Here is a 20,739-nt window from a genome sequence, read left to right as displayed (position 1 = left end):
GGCTGTCACGAGTTATACAAGGCTGATATAGGACAAAGTGGGCCGCCTGGGGATTTTTTTCAAAAAAAAGGCCGGGCAATTTAGCCCAGCCTTCGAAACATAGTCTATCAATTATTGTTGGAGAAGGTTTTTTACTTTTGCAACAACATTCCCGACACTGAAGCCATACTCTTCCATGACTTTTTCGCCAGGTGCGGATGCGCCAAATGTATCAATCGCAAGGACTTCACCTTCGTCACCTGTGTAACGGTGCCAGCCAAGGGATGAGCCCATTTCAATGCCAAGGCGTTTCTTAACAGACTTCGGAATAACAGAATCTTTGTATTCCTTCGATTGCTTTTCGAATCGATCCCATGATGGCATGCTCACGACGGATACTTCGATTCCTTCTTTTGAAAGCTCTTCCTGTGCTTTTACGGCAAGGCCTACTTCTGAGCCCGCAGCAAGGAGTAGTGCGTCCGGAGTTTCCTTAGTGGAAGGAGACACAACATAGGCACCTTTCTTAACGCCTTCATAGGCATTTTCATCCGTTCCTTTAATGGTAGGAAGGTTTTGCCTTGTCAGGACAAGAGCAGTTGGTACGTCCCTGGATTCGACAGCCAACTTCCAGGCAGCTACAGTTTCATTTCCATCAGCCGGACGGATGACGGAAAGGTTCGGCATTGCTCTTAGGGCAGCCAATTGCTCGATCGGCTCATGCGTCGGTCCGTCTTCACCGACAGCGATACTGTCATGAGTGAAAACATACGTAACTGGAAGTCCCATTAGAGCTGCAAGCCTGATTGCCGGGCGCAGATAATCCGAGAATACGAAGAACGTTCCAGCGAACACTTTCAAACCGCCGTGGAGAGCCATTCCGTTAAGCGCGGCACCCATTGCGAATTCCCTGACGCCGAACCAAATGTTGCGGCCTTCGAAAGAATTCGGCAGGAAGTCTCCTCCATCCTTGATTAAGGTTTTATTGGAACCAGCAAGGTCAGCGGAGCCGCCAAAGAACGTTGGAAGGTTTTTGGCGATTGCATTGATCGCTTCTCCGGATGAAGCCCTGCTCGCAAGGCTTTTTCCTTCGCTGTAAACTGGAAGATCCTTGTCCCAGCCTTCAGGAAGCTCGCCTTTAAGGGCCTGTTCCAGCTGGTTGCCTAGTTCAGGATGGTCTTTTTTGTATTGCTCGAACAAGCTGTTCCACTCGGCTTCTTTTTTCGCGCCGTTTTCCTCGACAAGCTTTTGGAAATGGGAATAAACTTCTTCAGGCACATAAAAATCTTCTTCGAATGTCCACTTGTACGCTTCTTTTGTCAGCTTAAGCTCATCCATTCCAAGCGGAGCGCCATGAACATCGGATTTACCGGAAAGGTTAGGGGAGCCGAACCCAATGATTGTTTTTACTTCAATCATAGTTGGGCGGTCCAAATCGCTTCTCGCTTCTTCAAGCGCCTTTGCCACCTGATCAAGGTCGTTACCGTCTTCTACTCTGATGTATTGCCAGCCGTAGGATAGGAAACGGTCTTTTACACTTTCAGAGAAAGACATGTGTAGGTCGCCATCGAGTGAGATGTCATTTGAATCGTAAAGCACGACAAGCCTTCCGAGCTTCAAATGGCCCGCAAGCGAAGCAGCTTCTGCGGATACGCCTTCCATCAAGTCCCCGTCACCGCAAATGCTGTATGTAAAGTGGTCTACGAGCTCGTAGTTGTCTTTGTTGTAGGTAGCTGCCAAATGGCGTTCTGCCATTGCCATCCCTACAGCCATTGCGATACCTTGTCCAAGCGGGCCAGTTGTGGCTTCAACGCCTTCAGTGTGGCCGTACTCAGGATGCCCAGGAGTTTTTGATCCCCATTGGCGGAATTGCTTAATGTCATCCATGGTTACATTGTAGCCGGAAAGGTGGAGCAAGCTGTACAACAGCATGGAGCCGTGTCCTGCGGATAGCACGAAACGGTCGCGGTTAAGCCAGTTCGGATTTTTTGGATTATGGTTCATGAACCGGGTCCATAGTGTATAGGCCATAGGCGCTGCACCCATTGGCATTCCCGGGTGACCGGAATTTGCTTTCTCAATTGCATCAATTGATAACGTCCTGATTGAATTCACGGACAAAGCATCAATTTTGTCAAACATACATTACATCCTTTCGTAATCAAATTCCTACCTTCTTAATATTATAGCTCTCTTGTGAATTATTCAACAAATCCCACTGTATGAAGGCGCTGTCATTTTATTTTTTTATTTTCCCTGGAAAAATACTCAAAAAACGCGCGATTCTAGCTTTTTTTGGCAAAAAAACAGGCACCCCATTTTAGTGGAGATGCCTGTTTCTTTTTCTATCCTTTATTTTCTCCGGGGTTACGTCGTTCCCTTCCGGATCAATGATGGTCGTGTTGGTTAATGTATCCAGCATGGAAGAACGGAAAACCTCAAGGTATTCCTTCCTTAACATGGTTTGCTCTTTGGCTTCTTCACCTGTCAATCCGACCGATTTTGATTTCCTGGCCAATTCGTTAATCCTGGCGATTTTTTCTTTTGATAGCATGGCGCTCCCTCTTTCGGTTAGACTACCATGCATAATACTAGAAATTAGGCCCTTTTACAAGGAAGATGGCTTGTCCGATTCAATTGCTTCCCTGTACCGGCGGTGTACAGTCGCCTTGGAAATATCGTAGCCGAAACCCCTAAGGGTCGCTGCTATTTCGGCGAAGGTAAGGCCATTTCCCTTCAGCCGGATGATTTCATTGACTGGGACCTCGATCCGTTCCCGGCCAGGGCTCTCATTCACGTTTTTTAGGTTTTTTTGGGGCTTATAGCCATTTTCAACCGCTCTTTTCATTCCGCGCTTTATCTTAATATTGTGAAGCTTCCGCTGATATTCCTCTACCATCGCGACGATATTCAGGATCATCGAATCGGATTCCGACAGCTGGAGTTCCCCGTCATGAGCGACGCTGTATAGCTTGATGCCGTTTTTTGATAGAACATGGAGAATCGCTATTTTCGCGTTTCCCCTCCCAAGCCTTGTTTCATCCTGAATGAGAACGGCATCGATTTCCCCTTCCTTTATAAGGCCCAGCAATTCGAGGAGACCTTCCCTTTCAAGGGAATAGCCGCTTGCCTGCTCCCTGTAGACCGCAGCTTTTTCAAATCCGTGCCTTTGGGCAAGAGAAAGAAGTTCCTCCTCCTGCCTTGCAAGGGAGGTTTCCTGGGCTTCCTTTTCTGTGCTGACACGGCAATAAATCGCTGCCCGGATGCCCTTGTTACCCATATTTATTCTTCCTTTCCGTTTACCGCGCTTGCTAGCTGCTTTCCTTCGCTAATTGTGAGCTTTTTTACAGGGACGATAATCTTGTCCCCCGGATAAATCGTGTCGCCCGCGAGCCCGTTGTTTTTCTTTACCCAGTTTATGATATCAGAACGGTCCATTGAATGCCGTTCGGCAAGCTCTTCCGCTACGGCCCAGATGGAGTCCCCTTCTTTTACTATAATAGTCATGTATGTATCTTCGGTTGCTGGTTTGCTGAAAAACGAAACCGCCCCTGCGCAAAGGCAGCTGACAAAAATCAATAGTACGACATAAGAATTATTCATCAAAAATTTCTTCACTAGACGCACCCCTTAGGAATGTATGTTCGGTTTATTTGATTTCATTATAATCCGAACGTCTGTTTGATGTCAACAATTTTATCGAACTTATGTTTGTATCTTTGTCCTACCCGTGCTATAATAAGGTAACAATACCAGAAGAGGTGTTTCCATTTATGGCTAAAATATCTAAGAGACAACAAGAAATTCTTGATTATATTAAAAGTGAAGTAAAAAAGAAGGGTTATCCGCCGTCTGTCCGTGAAATCGGAGAAGCAGTCGGGCTCGCCTCCAGTTCGACTGTACACGGCCATCTAGAACGCCTTGAGCTGAAGGGCCTCATCAGAAGGGACCCAACCAAGCCAAGGGCGATTGAAATTCTTGAAGCCGATGAAGCATACATCCCGAAAGTAAGGGTTGTCAATGTTCCAGTCGTCGGGCGTGTTACTGCCGGACAGCCAATCACCGCCGTTGAAAATGTCGAGGAGTACTTCCCTCTTCCGGAAACGATGGTCCCTTCGGACGAGCAGGTTTTCATGCTTGAAATCATGGGGGAAAGTATGATTGAGGCAGGCATCCTGGATGGCGACTACGTCATTGTGAAGCAGCAAAAGACCGCCAATAACGGGGATATTGTTGTCGCGATGACAGAAGAGGACGAAGCTACGTGTAAGAGGTTTTACAAAGAAAAGGACTATTTCCGACTCCAGCCGGAAAACCCGACCATGGAGCCAATCATCCTTCGGGAAGTGTCCATTTTGGGAAAAGTGATCGGCGTCTATCGGAGCATCCATTAAAAAACAGGCTATTTTCGGATAGCCTGTTTTTCTTTCTATTATTAATTGCTGTCCGTCTGGGCTTCTTCCTTTTGCAAGGCCCGCTCGTCATACCAAAGCTTTACGTGTGTAAGGATTGAGAACACAAAGAAGAAATTCATTGCCCAGACCCCGACAAATGGGCTGATACCCCCAAACTCGATTGTTGTATACCCTTTTACAACCATAACAAAATACGATTCTAAAAATACCAGAACAAATCCCACAGTACCAGCAATCGCCATTCTAATCAAATCGACCCCTCCTGTCGTGGAAATTCAAAAGTTTGTCAAATAGTTTTTACAGTATTGTGAACTTAAACAACATACGAACATTTTTAACGTCGAATCTGTTATTTTAAAAGTACAGAAAAACATCAACAGCAATCGATTCAAAAACAAGCCATCAAGTGATTGCTTAGCCAAAACATCGCAATACCCATCAGGAACACAACGAAGATTCAACAGCCATGATACATGGATGAAAACAAATCACATCGTGCATTAACAGGGGCTCCAGCCAGACACATCAATGATTTGCATCAAGATACAGAATCGTCCATCTAAGAAACACCTAGGGTTTGCATCCAGATACACATTATCTCAGCATCGATACAGCGAAGATCAGCATCCAGATACAGACCAATCCATTTTAGAAACAACCATGAATTGCATCCAGGTACACAAAGCTGCATCTTAGAAACATCTACGACTTACATCCAGATTCACAACGTTACAGCTTAGATACAACTATGCTATGACTTACATCCAGATTCACAACGTTACATCTTAGAAGCAACTATGACTTACATCCAGATTCACAACGTTACATCTTAGAAGCAACTACGATCCGCATCAAGATCCAGCCCAGTTCAGCATAGAAACAGCAAAGACGGGCGACATGAGGCACAATGACTACATCAGCACCCGAGAATAGCCAGGAAAAGGCATCTTAGAGACAACACAGAAAAGACTTACATCAAATCAGCTGGCATTAGTTGCAACTGGCTGCCAGCTGTGACCGCTTACCCGCATTGAAAAATGCTGTATATATTCCAAAGTGGCCGCCTCTCCCCCTTGGCGGCTATTTGCTGTTGTTTTCCTTTTATTATATACCAACCAGGAATATAAAGTCATAAACAAAAATCACTATTATGGCTTATTTTACAAGGCATCCCGTATTTTTAAAAATTTCTTGTCTTCTATCAAAAATAAAAAAATTTGACTCATGTATAAAAGGTCAACCTCATTAACAAAATAGTAATCGAATAAACCTTATAGGCCATAATAACTAGAAAATATCCAATATATTCATAGTTCTTGTCTTTTTCATAGCATTTTAGTTTATAATAAGACTCATTATTCAATCAGGAGGATAACAAGCGTGGATTTAAATGATTTAAAATTGCTTTCAGGCAAACGTTTTTTGCAAAATGATAAGGTCGATTTCCCATCAATCGAATTTATACTTGATCATCTATCAAGTGGTTTTTTTATTCTGGACAAAAATTGGTCGGTTGAATATATTAACAAACCGATGGAGTACTGGATTGGAAAAAGGCTGACCGAGCTGGCCGGAAAAAATATTTGGGATGAGTTCCCCGATATGCTGGATTCGAACTTCGCCTATTTTTATAACAAGGCTAAAACTAAAAAAATTAGTATTACATTTGAAGATTATTATGAGAGGACCAAAGAATGGCTAAAGGTGACGGTAGAACCTTATAACGGAGGAATTGTCGGATTTGTCAGCAACATCTCAGAGCAAAAATTAAGTGAGCAAACGATAAAGGATCTCGTTTATTACGATGCCGTTACAGAACTGCCGAATCGGGCGTCTTTTGAGGAAACGATTGATAAATTCATTTATAGCGCCGCACAAAGAATAGAAAGTCTTACTCTCATCATCATTCAGATAGAACAATTGATTAATTTTGAAGATGTGTACGATTATGAGGCAGAAAAACATATTTTCCGTAGTATTGGCTCGAGAATATTGCTGCAATTGGACCATCGCGGCTATGTAGCGAGAATTAGGGACAATCGGTTCGCGGTCTTGCTTTATGGAACCACAATGGAAACGGCCGAGGAATTCGTTAACAACCTGAATGAAAGCTTCCAATCCACCCCCTTCAAGGTGGAGGACTACAATGTCTATATCACCGCTAATGAGGGGATTGCCATGTACCCTCTTCAGGGGTACGATGCAGATGAGCTGATAAAAAACGCAAAAATGGCACTTGCGAAAGCAAAGGAATGCGGCTGCAATCATTTTTTTACATACAATAAGATGGACTTTGCCATTTAACAAAGGTCATGTACATATTCTAGCCCAATCAAAACAAGCAGCCCACTTCATAGAAGCGGGCTGCTTGTCTTGTTTTCTTAGTACATACTCATATACTGCTCGCGTTCCCAAGGATGTACTTGAGTGCGGAACATATCCCATTCGATTTCCTTCGCTTCGATGAAGTGCTCCACGATATGTTCGCCGAGCGCGGACAGGATAACTTCGTCAGTTTTCATCATATCAAGCGCCAGACCAAGTGTAGACGGCAGGTCGGCGATTCCTTCTTCGATGCGCTCTTCCTTCGTCATGACGTAAATGTTGCGGTCAACCGCTGGAGGAGGCGTCAGTTTGTTTTTGATACCGTCCAGACCCGCCTTAAGGAGAACAGCCATTGCCAAATATGGATTGGCCGAAGGGTCGACGCTGCGCACCTCAACGCGTGTGCTCAATCCGCGTGAAGCTGGGATACGAATGAGCGGTGACCTGTTTTTCGCAGACCATGCAACATAGCATGGTGCTTCATAGCCAGGTACTAAGCGCTTATAAGAGTTGACAGTCGGGTTTGTGATTGCGGTAAAGTTTGTTGCATGTTTCAGGACGCCAGCGATGAAATGGAATGCATTTTCACTTAGGTCCAATTTGCTGCCTTTTTCATAAAACACGTTCTCTTTTCCCTTGAACAGGGACAGGTTGCAGTGCATGCCGGAACCGCTCACCCCGAACAAAGGCTTTGGCATGAACGTTGCATGCAGGCCGTGCTTCCTGGCAATTGTTTTTACAACGAGCTTGAACGTTTGGATATAGTCGCACGCCGTGATGGCATCCGCGTATTTAAAATCGATTTCGTGCTGTCCCGCCGCGGTTTCATGGTGGGAAGCTTCTATCTCGAAGCCCATTTCTTCAAGCTCTAGAACGATGTCCCGGCGGCAGTTTTCGCCAAGATCGGTTGGGGCGAGGTCAAAATAGCCGCCGCTGTCATTCAGTTCAAGAGTTGGTTGGCCATTCTCGTCAAGCTTGAACAGGAAAAATTCCGGTTCTGGCCCGATGTTGAAGGTCGTGAAGCCGAGCTCTTCCATTTCTTTAAGAATTCGCTTCAAATTGTTGCGCGGGTCGCCGCCGAATGGCGTTCCATCCGCGTTATGGATGTCGCAAATGAGGCGTGCGACTTTTCCTTTTTCGGCTGTCCACGGGAAAATGACCCATGTATCAAGATCAGGGAATAGATACATGTCGGATTCCTCAATCCGGACGAAGCCTTCGATGGAGGAACCATCGAACATCATTTTATTGTCAAGTGCTTTTCCCAGCTGGGAGATTGGGATTTCCACGTTTTTGATTGTCCCGAGAATGTCCGTGAATTGTAGACGGACAAACTTTACGTTCTCCTGTTTTGCCATTTTTTCGATGTCATCTCGTGTGTACCTTGCCAAGTTGTTTCCTCCTTTATAAATAGCAACGGGTTAATTGAAAAATCGGGACATATCGCCTTGCCTCAAGGTCGAACGGTTGAACCGCCCGGCATGGAGCAATTCACTGCGAAGCAATTTCCTTAATTCAACTTCCGTTATTTCCTTTTTCGGCTTCTGTTCCTTTTCGGATTCGCGCTGCCGATCCGCCTGGTTGACGAGGAACAATTCCCTGATTCCAGCCATATTGACGCCCTTGTCAATCAGATCCTTAATCTCAAGGAGCCTGTCAATATCATTCAAGCTGAACATTCGCCTGTTCCCTTCAGTCCGTGCGGGAGAAATCAATTGATGCTCTTCGTAATAGCGGATTTGCCTCGCGGTCAAATCGGTCAGCTGCATCACAATTCCTATCGGAAACAGCGGCATGGAGCGACGGATCTTGCTTCCCCCCATGATTTCTCCTCCTTATCGTGACTTACAAACTGAATTATATTCCAATGTAAAAAAACCTGTCAACCTTATGTTAGGTTTCCTGACATGAGATTCGAAAAAAATTTTTCCCACAAGCCAATAAATCAGGAAATTATGGACGGAACGGCTCTACTCTTTTCCTTTTTTGGACTGAACATCCTAAAAAGGATACTTGCGGAAACCGAAATCAGGATGCCGGAAAGGACAAATAGGCTGATGTAGCCGATGCCTTCACCAAGGTGCGAAACGATTCTCATGCTTGTCAGGCCGGCTGCGCCTATCCCGATTGTCTGAGCCATAAAACCGATGCTGTTTGTCAGTCCCCTATTCGTAGGCGGGACTTTTTCCATCAATAGCTTTGACTGGATCGGCATCATCGCATAAAACAATGCTCTGAAACAGATAATGACCGCCGCTGTAAGCCAAATGTTTGTTGAAAAACCGATTGCCAGCAGGCATGGTATTCCTACAGCCTGATACAGCAGAATGGTTTGGATTTCCCCTACCCTTTTGCTGATAAGCGGATTCACGAAAATCATCCCAACCGTAAAGAGAGTGGCCGTTGACAGGATGAGGCTGATTGTTCCCGCCGACAAGGCGAACCGCGCCGATAGAAACAGATTGATAAACGGCAGGGTAAGCCCAACGCCGGTGCCTTCAAAAAGCTTCACCAGGCCGTAAATCCACATAAACGGAGAGGTTGCTTTCCTTTTTTGCCCATTGTCATCTTCTGTCCCTTTAGGCTTATTCCCTATTTTCTCTTTTTTAATAGTCAAAAGCGGAAAAAAACTTATAAAAATGATCGCGGCAGCTGAAAACAATACCCATTTCAGGCTACTGACGGCAGGCAGGGCAAAATAATTCTTGAAAAAATCAGCCGAGCCCCCGCAGCAAATGTTCCAAGGAACATGAACAAATTTCCCGATCCATAGGCAATACTGAAAAGCTTCGCCCTGCCTTCCGGGTTGGAATACTCCGTCAACAATGGAACGAACATGACATTCGTCAAAGCCTGGCCCACCCCGGTCACGACCGTGAAAAGGTAGAGCGACATCATCGATTGCGCGGAAACACTTCCGAAGATCCCTGTCGATAAAATAATAATGCCCAGCTGCAAAACACGGCGCGGGCCCATCCTGTCGGAGAGAATGCCCGCAATGATGGAAAAACCGCCGTAAAAAAGATAGCTCAATCCCACGAGGCTGCCGATTGTACGAATCGAATAAGCTTCATTTAAATATAAGTTGAATAAGACTGTGTACACACTTAACCCAAGACAAAATAAAATATTCCATAGTAGAATAGATTTAACAGAAAGTTTGAATTGGTTAATTGACGTAAGATGCCTAAAAAATTTCATCGTGGATATCCCCCTTTTTTTCCATCACAGGTGCTGGAAAACTAGGGAACAAGTAGGCACTTTTTTGTATCCACCTGTAATTGGGAAGGAGTTTTGGGATGAATGCAAAACGGTATTACTGCCCTGTAGAGGCGACCGTCGATGTGATCGGGGGGAAATGGAAGTCGAGGATTCTTTGGCATTTATCGCATAGCACATACAGATACGGGGATTTCATGAGGCTCATTCCCGAAATTTCAAAAAAGATGCTTTCCCAGGCTTTGAGGGAGCTTGAACGGGATGGGTTGATTATGCGGCAGGAATTTCCCGAAAAAATCCTGCGGGTTGAATATTCCCTGACAGAGTACGGAAAAAGCCTTGCTCCCCTATTGGCAGCGATGAGCAAGTGGGGCAAGAACCATATGGAGATGCTTTCCGATCCCGAGGAAACGCGAATTTCCTTGTAAAAGATATACGGAAGAGAACCGCGGACCAAACCTAACGGAGTCGGTCTTGAATTAAAAAGCGAATTAATAGTACTTTTCGCACAGTAAGTGGTATTAGGATTTGTAAGCGGTTTGGAGATATAATAAACACAAACAAGGCCTGGCGACCGATTTGATATGGTTCCAAGCCTTTTACTTATAAGAATTTATAGCGCCAATCCACCCGTTACTTAAAGATGATCCTTTACAATCTTTTGTTACTCAAGATATTGCAGTATTGTAGCTGCAATACTCAAGATTGTTAATAATATCGTCAAAGCCATCACCCGATTTAAACGCCTAATCCACTTACCTGATATTTCTCTGGTAATAACTTGTTCTCCATCAACTTGTTGAAAGTCTTTTTTTAAACGATAAAACTGTAGTCCCCCTAACAAAAAGCAAATAACCGATATGACCAAAACTAAAACTTTTATCCACTCCACATCTTCACCTACTTACAATCACTGTTAATTGACGTTTATATAATAATAGCTCAAGAAATGAAGCCTTTGATAATGAAAAATCGCAACCCGGTAGTTTAGTAACCATTTATTGTGAATTCCCCATTGATTCTTCTTGAACTAACCCCCCGTTCGTAAAATAAGCTTCCTTTTATTTTAATATAAATACCCAATAACCTCGTCAGAAATTTCAACATCCCCATTAGCATTAGAATTAACATGCGAAAACAGGTGCTATTTAGCCCTCAAATTGGTTAAAAAACCTGCTATATCAACAAAAAAAGCAGTCCAATTCAGCATTGAATTGGACTGTGAATCAGTGTACTATATTAGCTTTTGTACTCGAAAACAGAACCCGTTAAACCAAAAACCCATTGTGCAATTTTTTTACGCCAATCCCTCTTCAATCAGCCGGTCAAGCGCCAGGCAGATAGCCATTTTCACATGGGAGTACGTAAGCCCTCCCTGAACATAGGCGGCATACGGCGGCCGCAACGGCCCATCCGCAGTGAGCTCGATGCTTGCTCCCTGGATGAAGGTGCCGGCAGCCATAATTACGTCGTCTTCGTAACCCGGCATGTAGGCCGGATACGGCGTGACGTACGAATTGACCGGAGATGCGAACTGGATGGCCTGGCAGAATGAAACCATCTTTTGGCGGTCATTGAATTCCACCGCCTGGATGAGGTCGGTCCTTTTTTCGTCCCACTTCGGAAAGGATTTCATCCCGAACCGCTCAAGCATTGCCGCCGTAAAAACAGCGCCCTTCAGCGCCTGGCCCACAACATGCGGAGCAAGGAAAAATCCCTGGTACATTTCCTGGAGGCTGTAAAGCGACGCGCCAGCCTCTGCACCGATTCCCGGGGATGTCATCCGGTAGGAACATGCCTCGACATATTCCTGCTTGCCGACGATATAGCCGCCTGTTTTGGCAATGCCGCCACCCGGATTTTTAATGAGGGAACCAGCCATCAGGTCGACGCCCGCGTGGCACGGCTCTTCCAATTCCACGAACTCGCCATAACAGTTATCAACGAAAACGACAGCTTCGGGCTTGATTTCTTTTACAAACCGTGTCATTTCTCCGATTTCCGCAACTGTAAATGACGGCCTGGTCGCATACCCTTTGGAACGCTGGATGCCGATCATTTTCGTATTCGGTTTGATTGCGGCGGAGACAGCGTCCCAATCAATGCCGCCTTCTTCCGTCAGGGAAACACTATTATATGAAATCCCAAATTCCTTTAGCGACCCGTTCCCCGTCCCGCGGATTCCGACGATTTCCTCAAGAGTATCATATGGTTTACCTGTTATGTAAAGAAGCTCGTCGCCAGGCCTTAAAATTCCGAACAGGGCAATGGAAATGGCATGTGTGCCTGATATGATTTGCGGCCGGACAAGCCCAGCTTCCGCTCCGAAAACATCCGCATAGATGTCGGCGAGCACATCCCTCCCTGTATCGTCATAGCCATAGCCAGTGCTTGGGGTGAAATGGGAATCGCTCACTCTGTGCTTTTGAAAGCTTTGCAGCACCCTGAACTGGTTCGCCTCAATCATTTCATCAATCTCCCCGTGGATGGGGGCAATCTGTGTTTCCACCTCCCGTGCCGCCTGGCTTATTTGTTCTCCGTGCTTCAAGTGCTTAAACATGGTGTTTCTCCAATCTATTCTGTTAATTTTGCGGCTGGTCTTTCCAGCCTATAGTGTGAATTTTTGCAGCTGGCCAGCAACCTTGTGGTCCTTTAATGCATAGCCTTTGCAACGATAGACTTGGTCATTTTCCTGAAAAGAAAGCTCCCTAAGAATCGTTTCGTTTTTCAGGATGGACAATAGCTTTCCTTCATTCGCGGGAATGAGGACATTGTAGGGCTCCATCATCGCAATGGCGGTTTCTTCAATTTTCATTTTAAGCGCATCACGGTCTTCCTTGTCAAATGCCGATATAAAGGCTGTCGGCGTATCGGCCGTCGGAACGAAATCCGGATGCTGGATGTCCCGCTTGTTGTAGACCGTCAATTGCGGTATATCTTTTACATCGAGCTCCTCAAGCAGCCTGTTAACCGTTTTTTCGTGTTGGAAATAATCCGGGTTCGACATGTCCACTACATGGAGGATCAAATCTGCTTCCCTTACTTCCTCGAGTGTAGAACGAAAGGCTGCGATAAGGGAAGTCGGCAAGTCCTGGATGAAGCCTACCGTATCGGTAATCAGGCAATTATATCCGCTTGGCAAAATCATTTTCCGCGTCATCGGATCCAAGGTCGCGAAAAGTTGATTCTCTTCATAGGAATCTGCTTCCGAGAGCCTGTTGAACAAAGTGGATTTACCGGCATTCGTATAGCCGGCAATCGCGATTTGGAAGGCTTTGTTCTTTTTCCGGCGCTCCCGGTACCTGTCCCTGTGTTCGACAATCACGGCAAGCTGCTGCTTGATTTCATCAATTCTTCTCCGGATATGCCTTCGGTCGGATTCAAGCTTTGTTTCACCAGGACCCCTTGTGCCGATTCCTCCCCCTAGCCTGGAAAGCTCAGTCCCCTGGCCGGCAAGCCTTGGCAGTATGTATTGCAGTTGGGCAAGCTCAACCTGCAGCTTCCCTTCCTTCGAGCGGGCCCTTTGCGCGAAAATATCCAGAATCAATTGGGTCCTATCTATAATTCTGGCATCGAGCTCCGAGCCAAGGTTCCGTTTCTGGCTTGGAGACAGCTCATCATTGAAAATAACAATATCAGCTTCAAGCTGTCCAACCAGCGCCTTCAGTTCTTCCACTTTTCCCTTTCCAATATAGGTCGCAGGGTGAATCCGTTCACGCTTTTGGACAACAGAAATCAGTACTTCACCCTTCGCCGTTTCTGTCAGGGAAACAAGCTCTTCCATTGAATACTGAAAGCGAAGGTCATCGTTTTCGGTCGTCTGGCAGCCGACTAGGATAGCTTTTTCTTTTTCCATTTTTACTTCCATGCGCCACACTTCCTTCATTATTATCTTCTTCCCATCATAACAAAACTTTGTGGATTTCTCTATTTTGGCTATTGGTATGAGTGTTTACGGGATGACCCAATTAGGTTTCGGCAAGGTTCCGTTTGCTGATGGGTTTAAGTGACTTCCTTTCGCGATTTTGGCCCATCATTGTCACTCAACGGAATTAAAGTGACATTGTACCCGGTTTTCAGCCATTCATTGTCACTCAAACATGGTTTGCGTGACATCCTAACTGGCTTTCGGTAATTCTTTGTCGTTCAAACGGATTTGTGAGACACCTTTTCGGCTTTTGACCCAATCTTTGTCGTTCAAACGGATTTGTGAGACACCTTTTCGGCTCTTGGCCCAATCTTTGTCGTTCAAACGGATTTGTGAAACACCTTTTCTGAATTTCACCAAATCTTTGTCGCTCAAACGGATTTGTGAGACACCTTTTCTGAATTTCACCAAATCTTTGTCGCTCAAAAGGATTTGTGAGACACCTTTTCGGCTTTTGGATCAATCTTTGTCGTTCAAACGGATTTGAAGGACACCTTTTCCAAAAAGAATGAAATCTTTGTCACCCATACTTTTTCAACCTGCGCCTACCCGGTTTTTGCCGCCACAATGAAAAAAGAGGCCGCGGCCTCTTTTTCCTCTACTCTTTCACGTATTGCATCAAAGTTTCTGGATCAAATCCAAGCACCCAGTTGCCATTGACCTTCGTCTGCGGTACGCCCATCTGCCCAGTTTCGTTCACCAGTTTTTCAGCGGCGGCACGGTCATTCTGAACATTTACTTCTTTATAGTCCAATCCTTGAGCCTCAAGGAAGTTTTTCATCATTGTGCAGTACGGTCAAGTGTTTGTTGTGTAAACAATAATTTCGTTCATTTTTAAAAGCCTCCTTAACATTTTATACCCTTATAGGTATTATCACCGAAGGTTCCTCAAGCCGTCAAAGAATTGGCTTGGCCTACCCTTTGCAAATGAGGATACAGTATTGTCTTTCCCTGTTTCTCTGGATTTAACCATAAGGTTTTTTAACTATTGTGCGTTTCCCCCCCAATCATAAGGGAAGAAATTTCACAAAAAAAGAACCCCTTATAGGGGCCAGTTAGCCTTCGTCAAAAATGAGGTCATTGCTCCTAATAGTCATCAGGTCATGCCTGTCGTAGCTGTTCTGGATCAGAAGCCTCATCGCTTGGGCGCGGATCGACTTTTCGATGATATTCCGGATGTATCTGCCGTTCGAAAAGCTGTTTGGCGATAGGACCGACTTAATCCAAATGAGATGGTCCCGCAATTTCTTTTCCGCTTCATGGCTAAGCGAATATTCCCTTTCCCTGACCATCCTGTCCGCAATGTCCATCAACTGGTCTATTTTATAATCGGGAAAATCAATGACTAGCGGGAAGCGGGAATGGAGGCCCGGATTCAGAGACAGGAAATATTCCATCTCGCGTGAATAGCCGGCGAGAATCAGGATAAATTCATGCTGCTTGTCTTCCATATGCTTGACGAGCGTATCGATGGCCTCTTTGCCGAAATCCTTTTCACCGCCCCTCCCAAGTGAGTAGGCTTCATCAATGAACAGGATTCCGCCCATCGCCTTTTTTATAAGATCGCGTGTTTTCTGCGCCGTGTGGCCGATGTACTCCCCCACCAGGTCCGCCCGCTCCGCCTCGATCAGATGCCCTTTTGTAAGGACATTCATTTTTAGAAAAAGCTTGCCGATCAGCCTGGCGACGGTCGTTTTACCGGTACCGGGATTTCCCTTAAACATCATGTGAAGCGCCTGCTTCTTCGCCTTCAGTCCAGCCTCTTCCCTCTTTTTGTTAATATATATCCAGGCATAAATTTCTTTAATCGTTTTTTTCATCTCTTCCATTCCGACAAGGGAGCCGAGTTCTTCTTCAATTTCCTTCAATGCCGCGTGCTCTATTTTCTTTACTGCCATTGGCAGAGAGGGTTCGTGCTCACGCAGAAGTGCCGGATTTCGTTTCTGGGTATTCAGGACAATTCTGATTTGGCCATTGTCTTTCATGCGCATCGGCTGGTCCAAAGCTTTCACCTCTCAAAATCCTTCTCTTTCGCGCGGGTTCCGGTTCGCGACCGGAGATTTTATCCTTCATACTATCCTATTCGCCCATGGGAAAAACATTTCTTTTTTGCCAAAAACAGCTTTTGGAAGAAGCTTGGGTACATGGCCACCAGCCAACGAAAAAAGGCCCGGCTTGGGTAAGCCGGACCTGTTTCATTTTAAACGATTATTGCCCCTGGCCTTCAAGGTCGAGCTGGACATTGCGGGCTGGCGCGAATGTTGAAATCGCGTGCTTGTAGACGAGCTGCTGTTTTCCTTCAGATTCGAACAATACGGTGAAGTTATCAAATCCTTTGATTTGGCCCCTTAGCTGGAAACCGTTCAATAGGAATACGGTAACGTTCGTGTTATCCTTGCGAAGCTGGTTTAAAAATTGGTCCTGGATATTGATGGCTGTTTTCATTTAAAATCCTCCTCTATTGTCTCTACATTTTATGTATTCGATTTAAAGTTCAAGCTTTCCTTCCACATAGTTGAATATTTCAGGAATTATTTTCGGGAAGCCATCCGTTTCTGACATATCATACCATTCCACGTCCAGCTTGTTTCGAAACCAGGTAAGCTGCCGTTTTGCGTACCTTCTTGTATTTTGTTTCAAGGTATCGATTGATTCTGCGAGTGTCGCGTTCCCGTCAAAATAGCTATAAAACTCCTTATAGCCGATTGCCTGGATGGACTGGCAATCCCGGAGCCCCTGATCGTAAAATTTCTTCACCTCGTCGACGAGCCCTTCTTCGACCATTATGTCAACGCGCCTGTTGATCCTCTCGTACAGCAATTCCCGTTCCATCGTCAATCCGATGATGGCGGCGTTGTAGAGAAGTTCAGGCACTGTGGATTTCTGGTTTTCAGCGAGCGGCATGCCGGTTGATTTCACGATTTCGAGTGCCCTGATGACCCTTCTGACATTGTTTGGGTGCAGCTGTTCCGCCGCTTCGGGGTCGAGCTCCGCCAATTCCCGATGCACTGCCTCATTTCCCTCTTCCTCGGCCTTCTTTTCCAGCCTGGCGCGAAATGCCTCGTCCGCGGGCGCTTCGGAAAATTGGTAGTCATACAGCACGGACTGGATGTATAGGCCAGTGCCGCCTACAATGATCGGGAGCTTTCCCCTAGACGTGATTTCGTCGATTTTTTCCCTGACAAGGGTTTTGAATTCGGCAACCGAGAAAGTTTCTTCCGGGTTTTTAATATCGATGAGATGGTGGGGAATGCCTTCCATTTCCTCTTCGGTCACTTTTGCCGTACCGATATCCATCCCGCGGTATATTTGCATTGAATCCCCGCTGATCACCTCGCCATTGAAGTGTTTCGCCATTTCAACTCCCAACCTCGTTTTTCCCACCGCGGTCGGGCCGACAATGACGACTAATTTCTGCAAGCTTTCCAAATTGCCTCACACTGCCCTCTCATACTGGATGCCCTTATTATACACAATGAAAGCGCCAGAACCAAACTGAAGCAAATTCCGTTCAAGTATCGACGTCCTTTTCCAATCTTATTCTAACTGAATTGGCTGCTTTGCATAAATTTACATGTTTCTTTACAATTCGATAACGATTCAATTACATTCGGCTAGCAACCCCCATAGCAATGGTAGTCTAATAGAAGTCTATCTTGTGAGGGAGTTTGCGTCACGCTCCCACTGATTACGTATATTTCAGGGCTTTTGTCCTGCCTTCGGAAAATAATGAATGGGGGAACTGGGAAACATGTTTACATCTGCTGAAATTGGAATTGATTTAGGAACCGCCAATATACTTGTTTACAGCAAAAATAAAGGAATCGCCGTCAACGAACCTTCCGTTGTGGCCATTGATACGGAAACGAAAAATGTCCTTGCCGTAGGGAAGGAAGCGAAGGAAATGATCGGCAAGACGCCTGGTAAAATTGTCGCTATCAGGCCTCTGAAAGACGGGGTCATCGCCGATTACGATATGACCACGGAAATGCTCACCCATATAATGAAGAAAGCCTCGAAAAAAATCGGCCTGTCGATGAGAAAACCGAATGTGGTCGTCTGCACACCATCCGGTTCAACCAGTGTCGAACGGCGCGCCATCCACGATGCTGTCAGGAACGCGGGCGCCAAGAAAATCCAATTGATTGAGGAGCCTGTCGCCGCTGCAATCGGTGCGGGAATGCCGGTTGACGAGCCAGTCGCGAATGTAGTCGTCGATATTGGCGGCGGAACGACTGAAGTTGCAATCATTTCATTTGGTGGCGTCGTTGCCTGCCATTCAATCCGCATTGCCGGCGACCGCCTTGACGACGACATTATCAAGCATGTCCGCAACGAATACAACGTTCTGATCGGGGAACGGACCGCTGAAGCGATTAAGATGGAAATCGGCTATGCGCTTGTCGACCATAAAGAGCTTAAAATGGAAATCCGCGGACGTGACCTCGTTACAGGCCTTCCGAAAACCATAACGCTCTCTTCCTATGAAATTAGGGAAGCCATTAAGGAATCTCTTCTCCACATCCTTGAAGCAATCCGGGCCACGCTTGAGGATTGCCCAGCTGAGCTCAGTGGCGACATCGTAGACCGTGGCGTTATTTTAACCGGAGGCGGCGCCATGATGAAAGGCATGGAAGAATGGCTTTCAACCGAAATCTTCGTTCCTGTCCATGTTGCGCCAAACCCACTTGAATCAGTAGCGATTGGGACTGGAAAAGCGCTACAGTACATTGAAAAGCTGCAGACTGTAGCGAAATAAATGGCTTAAACCTTTGGTTTTGAAGTGCAAAATTCATTATAACCTTGCATTTATCACTTAAATTTTCATAAAGATCGTAAGCTATTTGGAAAGTAAAATTAGCACAAAAAGGGCTTGGAGACCGATTGATAGGTTCCAAGCCTTTTACTTATAAGATTCTATTGTGATAAAGCAGCACCCGACCTTGATGGACTAAAAGCTTAGTGTTAGTTCCTTTTGGAAAACCGAAAACAATTTGAATATCTTCAGTTTCAGGATCTAATCCCACCAAACTGAATACACTTTATAGCCATCAAATAATTCTGGTGCAAATGGTGGCTGTCCGAAAGCATAACCTTCATCCAGCTCCGAAGGTTCCAATATTTTTACCCAATCTTCAACCAGTTCAATTTCAGCATTAGTTAAGATATATATTCTTTCTGAAAACGGCCAATCCTCTTCATCATCTTCTAATTCCATTATTTCAACAAATACATCTTGAACGTTATCTTTTTCTCTAATATTACGAAGTACCCCATAAAATGTTTCAATTCCTGGGTGTTCCATTAAATTGCAACCGATCGAACTTTCGTCTGAATTTCCTTCAAAAAAATCCTCTAGAGTTACAATTGGTGCAGTTTCTTCCTCTGGATAACCCTGTGAATAGATGTTTTCTACAAGTTTTTCTCTCATTCTTTTCTCCCCCTTAGATGCTATTTAAAATTTTCATACTAAAACATTTACTAGGTAAATCTATCAGGAAATCAAATTATGTATGTACTTCAATGTGTTTATAAGAGGAAGTAGCGGTATTAAAACAGCAAAAATAATATTACTTTCAAGAATCGCTTTCCAAAATTTCAGTCCGTTGCGGACCTTATAAACGAACAAAAAGAGCGATATGGCAGCGAAAGCAAACAGCATCCAAAAGGATTTCTTTTGCCTACTTACTTGATGCTCAATTTCATCTACCTTCCAAGTGTCTTTTTCAGAAAAGGATTTAGTTTTTATATCCTTTTCAATCCCTAACAAATTGAAGGTTTTTAGTGAGACTTTATCCTTTTGCACTGTTTCAATTTCGAATCCATTAGGTAGATAGGACATTTTATACACAATAAAATATGAAGCATAAGCTAGGATGCTTGCAATTAATAAAAATGCCGAAATTTTTATAACCATTGCCCTAAACTTATTAACCATTCGCGTGTCAGCCTCCCCCTTTATTATTTTTCCGTTTGTTTTTGTAAAATTCACTCTATTTTAACATAAATATACAATCAATCTTCACAAAAGAATTCACATGCTTGCAAGGGTTTCAGTGGTTCGAATAAGGGTGCGAATTCCACCTCGAAAAAATGTAAGCTATATTTTATGAACAAAAAAAGCAGCCCAATTGTAGTTCGAATTAGGCTGCTAAGTGTTGTAGTAATTTGGTTTTTGTTCAGGAAGACATAACCTGGGACATTTAAGAGGGCGTGATTCTTTTTAGAAAAATCAGGGCATTTCGAGCCCGTCTTCCTTCATAATCGCGATGAAATGGGCTAGGATGCGCGCAGTTAAGCCCCAGATAATCCGCCCTTCGTAATGGTAAAAATATTCCTCCATATGCCTGGCCCGCCAATTATAATTTTTCCCGCCGGGAACCCAGTCGAACGGGAAATTTTCCTCAGGCTCCGGCTTAAAATTGATGTGGTAAACTTCGGGCTCTGCGGACATGAAAAAGCTAAGCGGAACCGTGAACACCTCGCCCACTTCGGCTTCATTCGGTTTAATTGCGTCCGCTTCCTGAATGAAACCTGCAAACGGGTAGATAATCATGCCAAATGGGGAGATCAAATAATCGAGCGGCTGTACACCCGTTATGGATTCCCGCTTGATTCCAAGCTCTTCAATGGTTTCCCTGATGGCAGCTCCCTTTTCATCCGGATCCTCCGGGTCGACCCGCCCGCCAGGAAAACAAATTTCTCCAGGCTGACGGCGGAGCTCCATCGACCGCACCTCGAACATAACCGAAACCCCTTCTTCTGTCTCGATTAAAGGCAGAAGGACGGCGTATTTTGAATAGTTTTCGCTTCCCAATATTTTCGGAGTGTGCCGCTTTAATTTTTCAATAATTGAATCAGGATTCATTCGTCATC

General features: G+C 45.1%; 23 protein-coding genes. 4 read left to right on the top strand and 19 right to left on the bottom strand.

What is annotated here, in order from left to right:
* Positions 1–111: 111 nt before the first annotated feature.
* The 4 genes from tkt to yneA form a co-directional block, all read right to left on the bottom strand.
* The gene (gene tkt, locus ADU24_RS08775; RefSeq protein ID WP_053366270.1) at positions 112–2,118 is read right to left on the bottom strand and encodes a transketolase; all 2,007 of its coding nucleotides are present in this window, start codon (positions 2,116–2,118) and stop codon (positions 112–114) included.
* A 178-nt stretch (positions 2,119–2,296) separates the two neighbouring features.
* Positions 2,297–2,530: a DUF896 domain-containing protein gene (locus ADU24_RS08770; protein WP_053366269.1), complete on the bottom strand. Its 234-nt coding sequence runs from the start codon at positions 2,528–2,530 to the stop codon at positions 2,297–2,299.
* Between the two features lie 54 nt (positions 2,531–2,584).
* A complete protein-coding gene (locus ADU24_RS08765; protein ID WP_053368852.1) occupies positions 2,585–3,241 on the bottom strand; it encodes a YneB family resolvase-like protein in 657 nt (218 codons plus the stop codon).
* Positions 3,242–3,258: 17 nt separating this feature from the next.
* Complete coding sequence (gene yneA / locus ADU24_RS08760; protein WP_053366268.1) at positions 3,259–3,594, bottom strand: cell division suppressor protein YneA; 336 nt, start codon at positions 3,592–3,594, stop codon at positions 3,259–3,261.
* A 155-nt stretch (positions 3,595–3,749) separates the two neighbouring features.
* Between yneA and lexA the strand changes: the two genes are divergently transcribed.
* Entirely contained in the window at positions 3,750–4,370 is a 621-nt protein-coding gene (lexA, locus tag ADU24_RS08755) for a transcriptional repressor LexA (RefSeq protein WP_053366267.1), read from the top strand.
* Positions 4,371–4,411: 41 nt separating this feature from the next.
* On the opposite strand, the gene ADU24_RS08750 is transcribed toward lexA, so the two are convergent.
* On the bottom strand, positions 4,412–4,633 hold the full coding sequence (locus ADU24_RS08750) for a hypothetical protein (protein WP_231689682.1): 222 nt from the start codon (positions 4,631–4,633) through the stop codon (positions 4,412–4,414).
* 1,138 nt (positions 4,634–5,771) lie between these two features.
* Between ADU24_RS08750 and ADU24_RS08745 the strand changes: the two genes are divergently transcribed.
* Complete coding sequence (locus tag ADU24_RS08745) at positions 5,772–6,695, top strand: sensor domain-containing diguanylate cyclase (RefSeq protein WP_053366265.1); 924 nt, start codon at positions 5,772–5,774, stop codon at positions 6,693–6,695.
* A gap of 77 nt (positions 6,696–6,772) precedes the next feature.
* On the opposite strand, the gene glnA is transcribed toward ADU24_RS08745, so the two are convergent.
* From glnA to ADU24_RS08725, 4 genes are all read right to left on the bottom strand, one after another.
* Positions 6,773–8,107 (bottom strand): type I glutamate--ammonia ligase, encoded by a 1,335-nt coding sequence (gene glnA / locus ADU24_RS08740; RefSeq protein ID WP_053366264.1) that lies wholly within the window; start codon positions 8,105–8,107, stop codon positions 6,773–6,775.
* A 30-nt stretch (positions 8,108–8,137) separates the two neighbouring features.
* Positions 8,138–8,539, bottom strand: a complete 402-nt coding sequence (locus tag ADU24_RS08735; protein WP_053366263.1) for a MerR family transcriptional regulator — start codon at positions 8,537–8,539, stop codon at positions 8,138–8,140.
* A 122-nt stretch (positions 8,540–8,661) separates the two neighbouring features.
* Positions 8,662–9,378, bottom strand: a complete 717-nt coding sequence (locus tag ADU24_RS08730; RefSeq protein ID WP_053366262.1) for an MFS transporter — start codon at positions 9,376–9,378, stop codon at positions 8,662–8,664.
* Between the two features lie 8 nt (positions 9,379–9,386).
* Positions 9,387–9,917, bottom strand: coding sequence for an MFS transporter (locus tag ADU24_RS08725; protein ID WP_053366261.1), 531 nt, complete (start codon positions 9,915–9,917; stop codon positions 9,387–9,389).
* A 98-nt stretch (positions 9,918–10,015) separates the two neighbouring features.
* Here ADU24_RS08725 and ADU24_RS08720 point away from each other — a divergent pair, with 98 nt between their 5' ends.
* Positions 10,016–10,363 (top strand): winged helix-turn-helix transcriptional regulator, encoded by a 348-nt coding sequence (locus ADU24_RS08720; protein WP_053366260.1) that lies wholly within the window; start codon positions 10,016–10,018, stop codon positions 10,361–10,363.
* 869 nt (positions 10,364–11,232) lie between these two features.
* Here the strand turns inward: ADU24_RS08720 and ADU24_RS08710 are convergent.
* From ADU24_RS08710 to miaA, 7 genes are all read right to left on the bottom strand, one after another.
* On the bottom strand, positions 11,233–12,495 hold the full coding sequence (locus ADU24_RS08710) for a methionine gamma-lyase family protein (protein WP_053366258.1): 1,263 nt from the start codon (positions 12,493–12,495) through the stop codon (positions 11,233–11,235).
* Between the two features lie 48 nt (positions 12,496–12,543).
* A complete protein-coding gene (hflX, locus tag ADU24_RS08705) occupies positions 12,544–13,803 on the bottom strand; it encodes a GTPase HflX (protein WP_053366257.1) in 1,260 nt (419 codons plus the stop codon).
* A gap of 249 nt (positions 13,804–14,052) precedes the next feature.
* Positions 14,053–14,289 carry a hypothetical protein gene (locus ADU24_RS08700; RefSeq protein ID WP_053366256.1) on the bottom strand — a complete coding sequence of 79 codons (237 nt, stop codon included), beginning with the start codon at positions 14,287–14,289 and terminating at the stop codon, positions 14,053–14,055.
* A gap of 172 nt (positions 14,290–14,461) precedes the next feature.
* On the bottom strand, positions 14,462–14,695 hold the full coding sequence (locus tag ADU24_RS08695; protein ID WP_082306857.1) for a glutaredoxin family protein: 234 nt from the start codon (positions 14,693–14,695) through the stop codon (positions 14,462–14,464).
* A 223-nt stretch (positions 14,696–14,918) separates the two neighbouring features.
* The gene (gene spoVK / locus ADU24_RS08690) at positions 14,919–15,866 is read right to left on the bottom strand and encodes a stage V sporulation protein K (protein ID WP_053368851.1); all 948 of its coding nucleotides are present in this window, start codon (positions 15,864–15,866) and stop codon (positions 14,919–14,921) included.
* A gap of 205 nt (positions 15,867–16,071) precedes the next feature.
* Positions 16,072–16,308, bottom strand: a complete 237-nt coding sequence (gene hfq / locus ADU24_RS08685; RefSeq protein ID WP_053366255.1) for an RNA chaperone Hfq — start codon at positions 16,306–16,308, stop codon at positions 16,072–16,074.
* A 42-nt stretch (positions 16,309–16,350) separates the two neighbouring features.
* A complete protein-coding gene (gene miaA, locus ADU24_RS08680) occupies positions 16,351–17,292 on the bottom strand; it encodes a tRNA (adenosine(37)-N6)-dimethylallyltransferase MiaA (protein WP_053366254.1) in 942 nt (313 codons plus the stop codon).
* 322 nt (positions 17,293–17,614) lie between these two features.
* Between miaA and mreBH the strand changes: the two genes are divergently transcribed.
* The gene (gene mreBH / locus ADU24_RS08675; RefSeq protein WP_053368850.1) at positions 17,615–18,622 is read left to right on the top strand and encodes a rod-share determining protein MreBH; all 1,008 of its coding nucleotides are present in this window, start codon (positions 17,615–17,617) and stop codon (positions 18,620–18,622) included.
* A gap of 258 nt (positions 18,623–18,880) precedes the next feature.
* Here the strand turns inward: mreBH and ADU24_RS08670 are convergent, their stop codons facing one another.
* From ADU24_RS08670 to ADU24_RS08660, 3 genes are all read right to left on the bottom strand, one after another.
* A complete protein-coding gene (locus ADU24_RS08670) occupies positions 18,881–19,294 on the bottom strand; it encodes a hypothetical protein (protein ID WP_053366253.1) in 414 nt (137 codons plus the stop codon).
* 63 nt (positions 19,295–19,357) lie between these two features.
* Positions 19,358–19,801 (bottom strand): hypothetical protein, encoded by a 444-nt coding sequence (locus ADU24_RS08665; protein ID WP_053366252.1) that lies wholly within the window; start codon positions 19,799–19,801, stop codon positions 19,358–19,360.
* 294 nt (positions 19,802–20,095) lie between these two features.
* On the bottom strand, positions 20,096–20,731 hold the full coding sequence (locus ADU24_RS08660) for an NUDIX hydrolase (RefSeq protein WP_053366251.1): 636 nt from the start codon (positions 20,729–20,731) through the stop codon (positions 20,096–20,098).
* Positions 20,732–20,739 lie beyond the last annotated feature (8 nt).

The sequence above is a fragment of the Bacillus sp. FJAT-27245 genome (assembly GCF_001273955.1).
Taxonomy (GTDB): Bacteria; Bacillota; Bacilli; order Bacillales; family Cytobacillaceae; genus Bacillus_D.
Note: the sequence above shows the minus strand (reverse complement) of the source record. Positions and strands in the feature narration are given on the sequence as shown.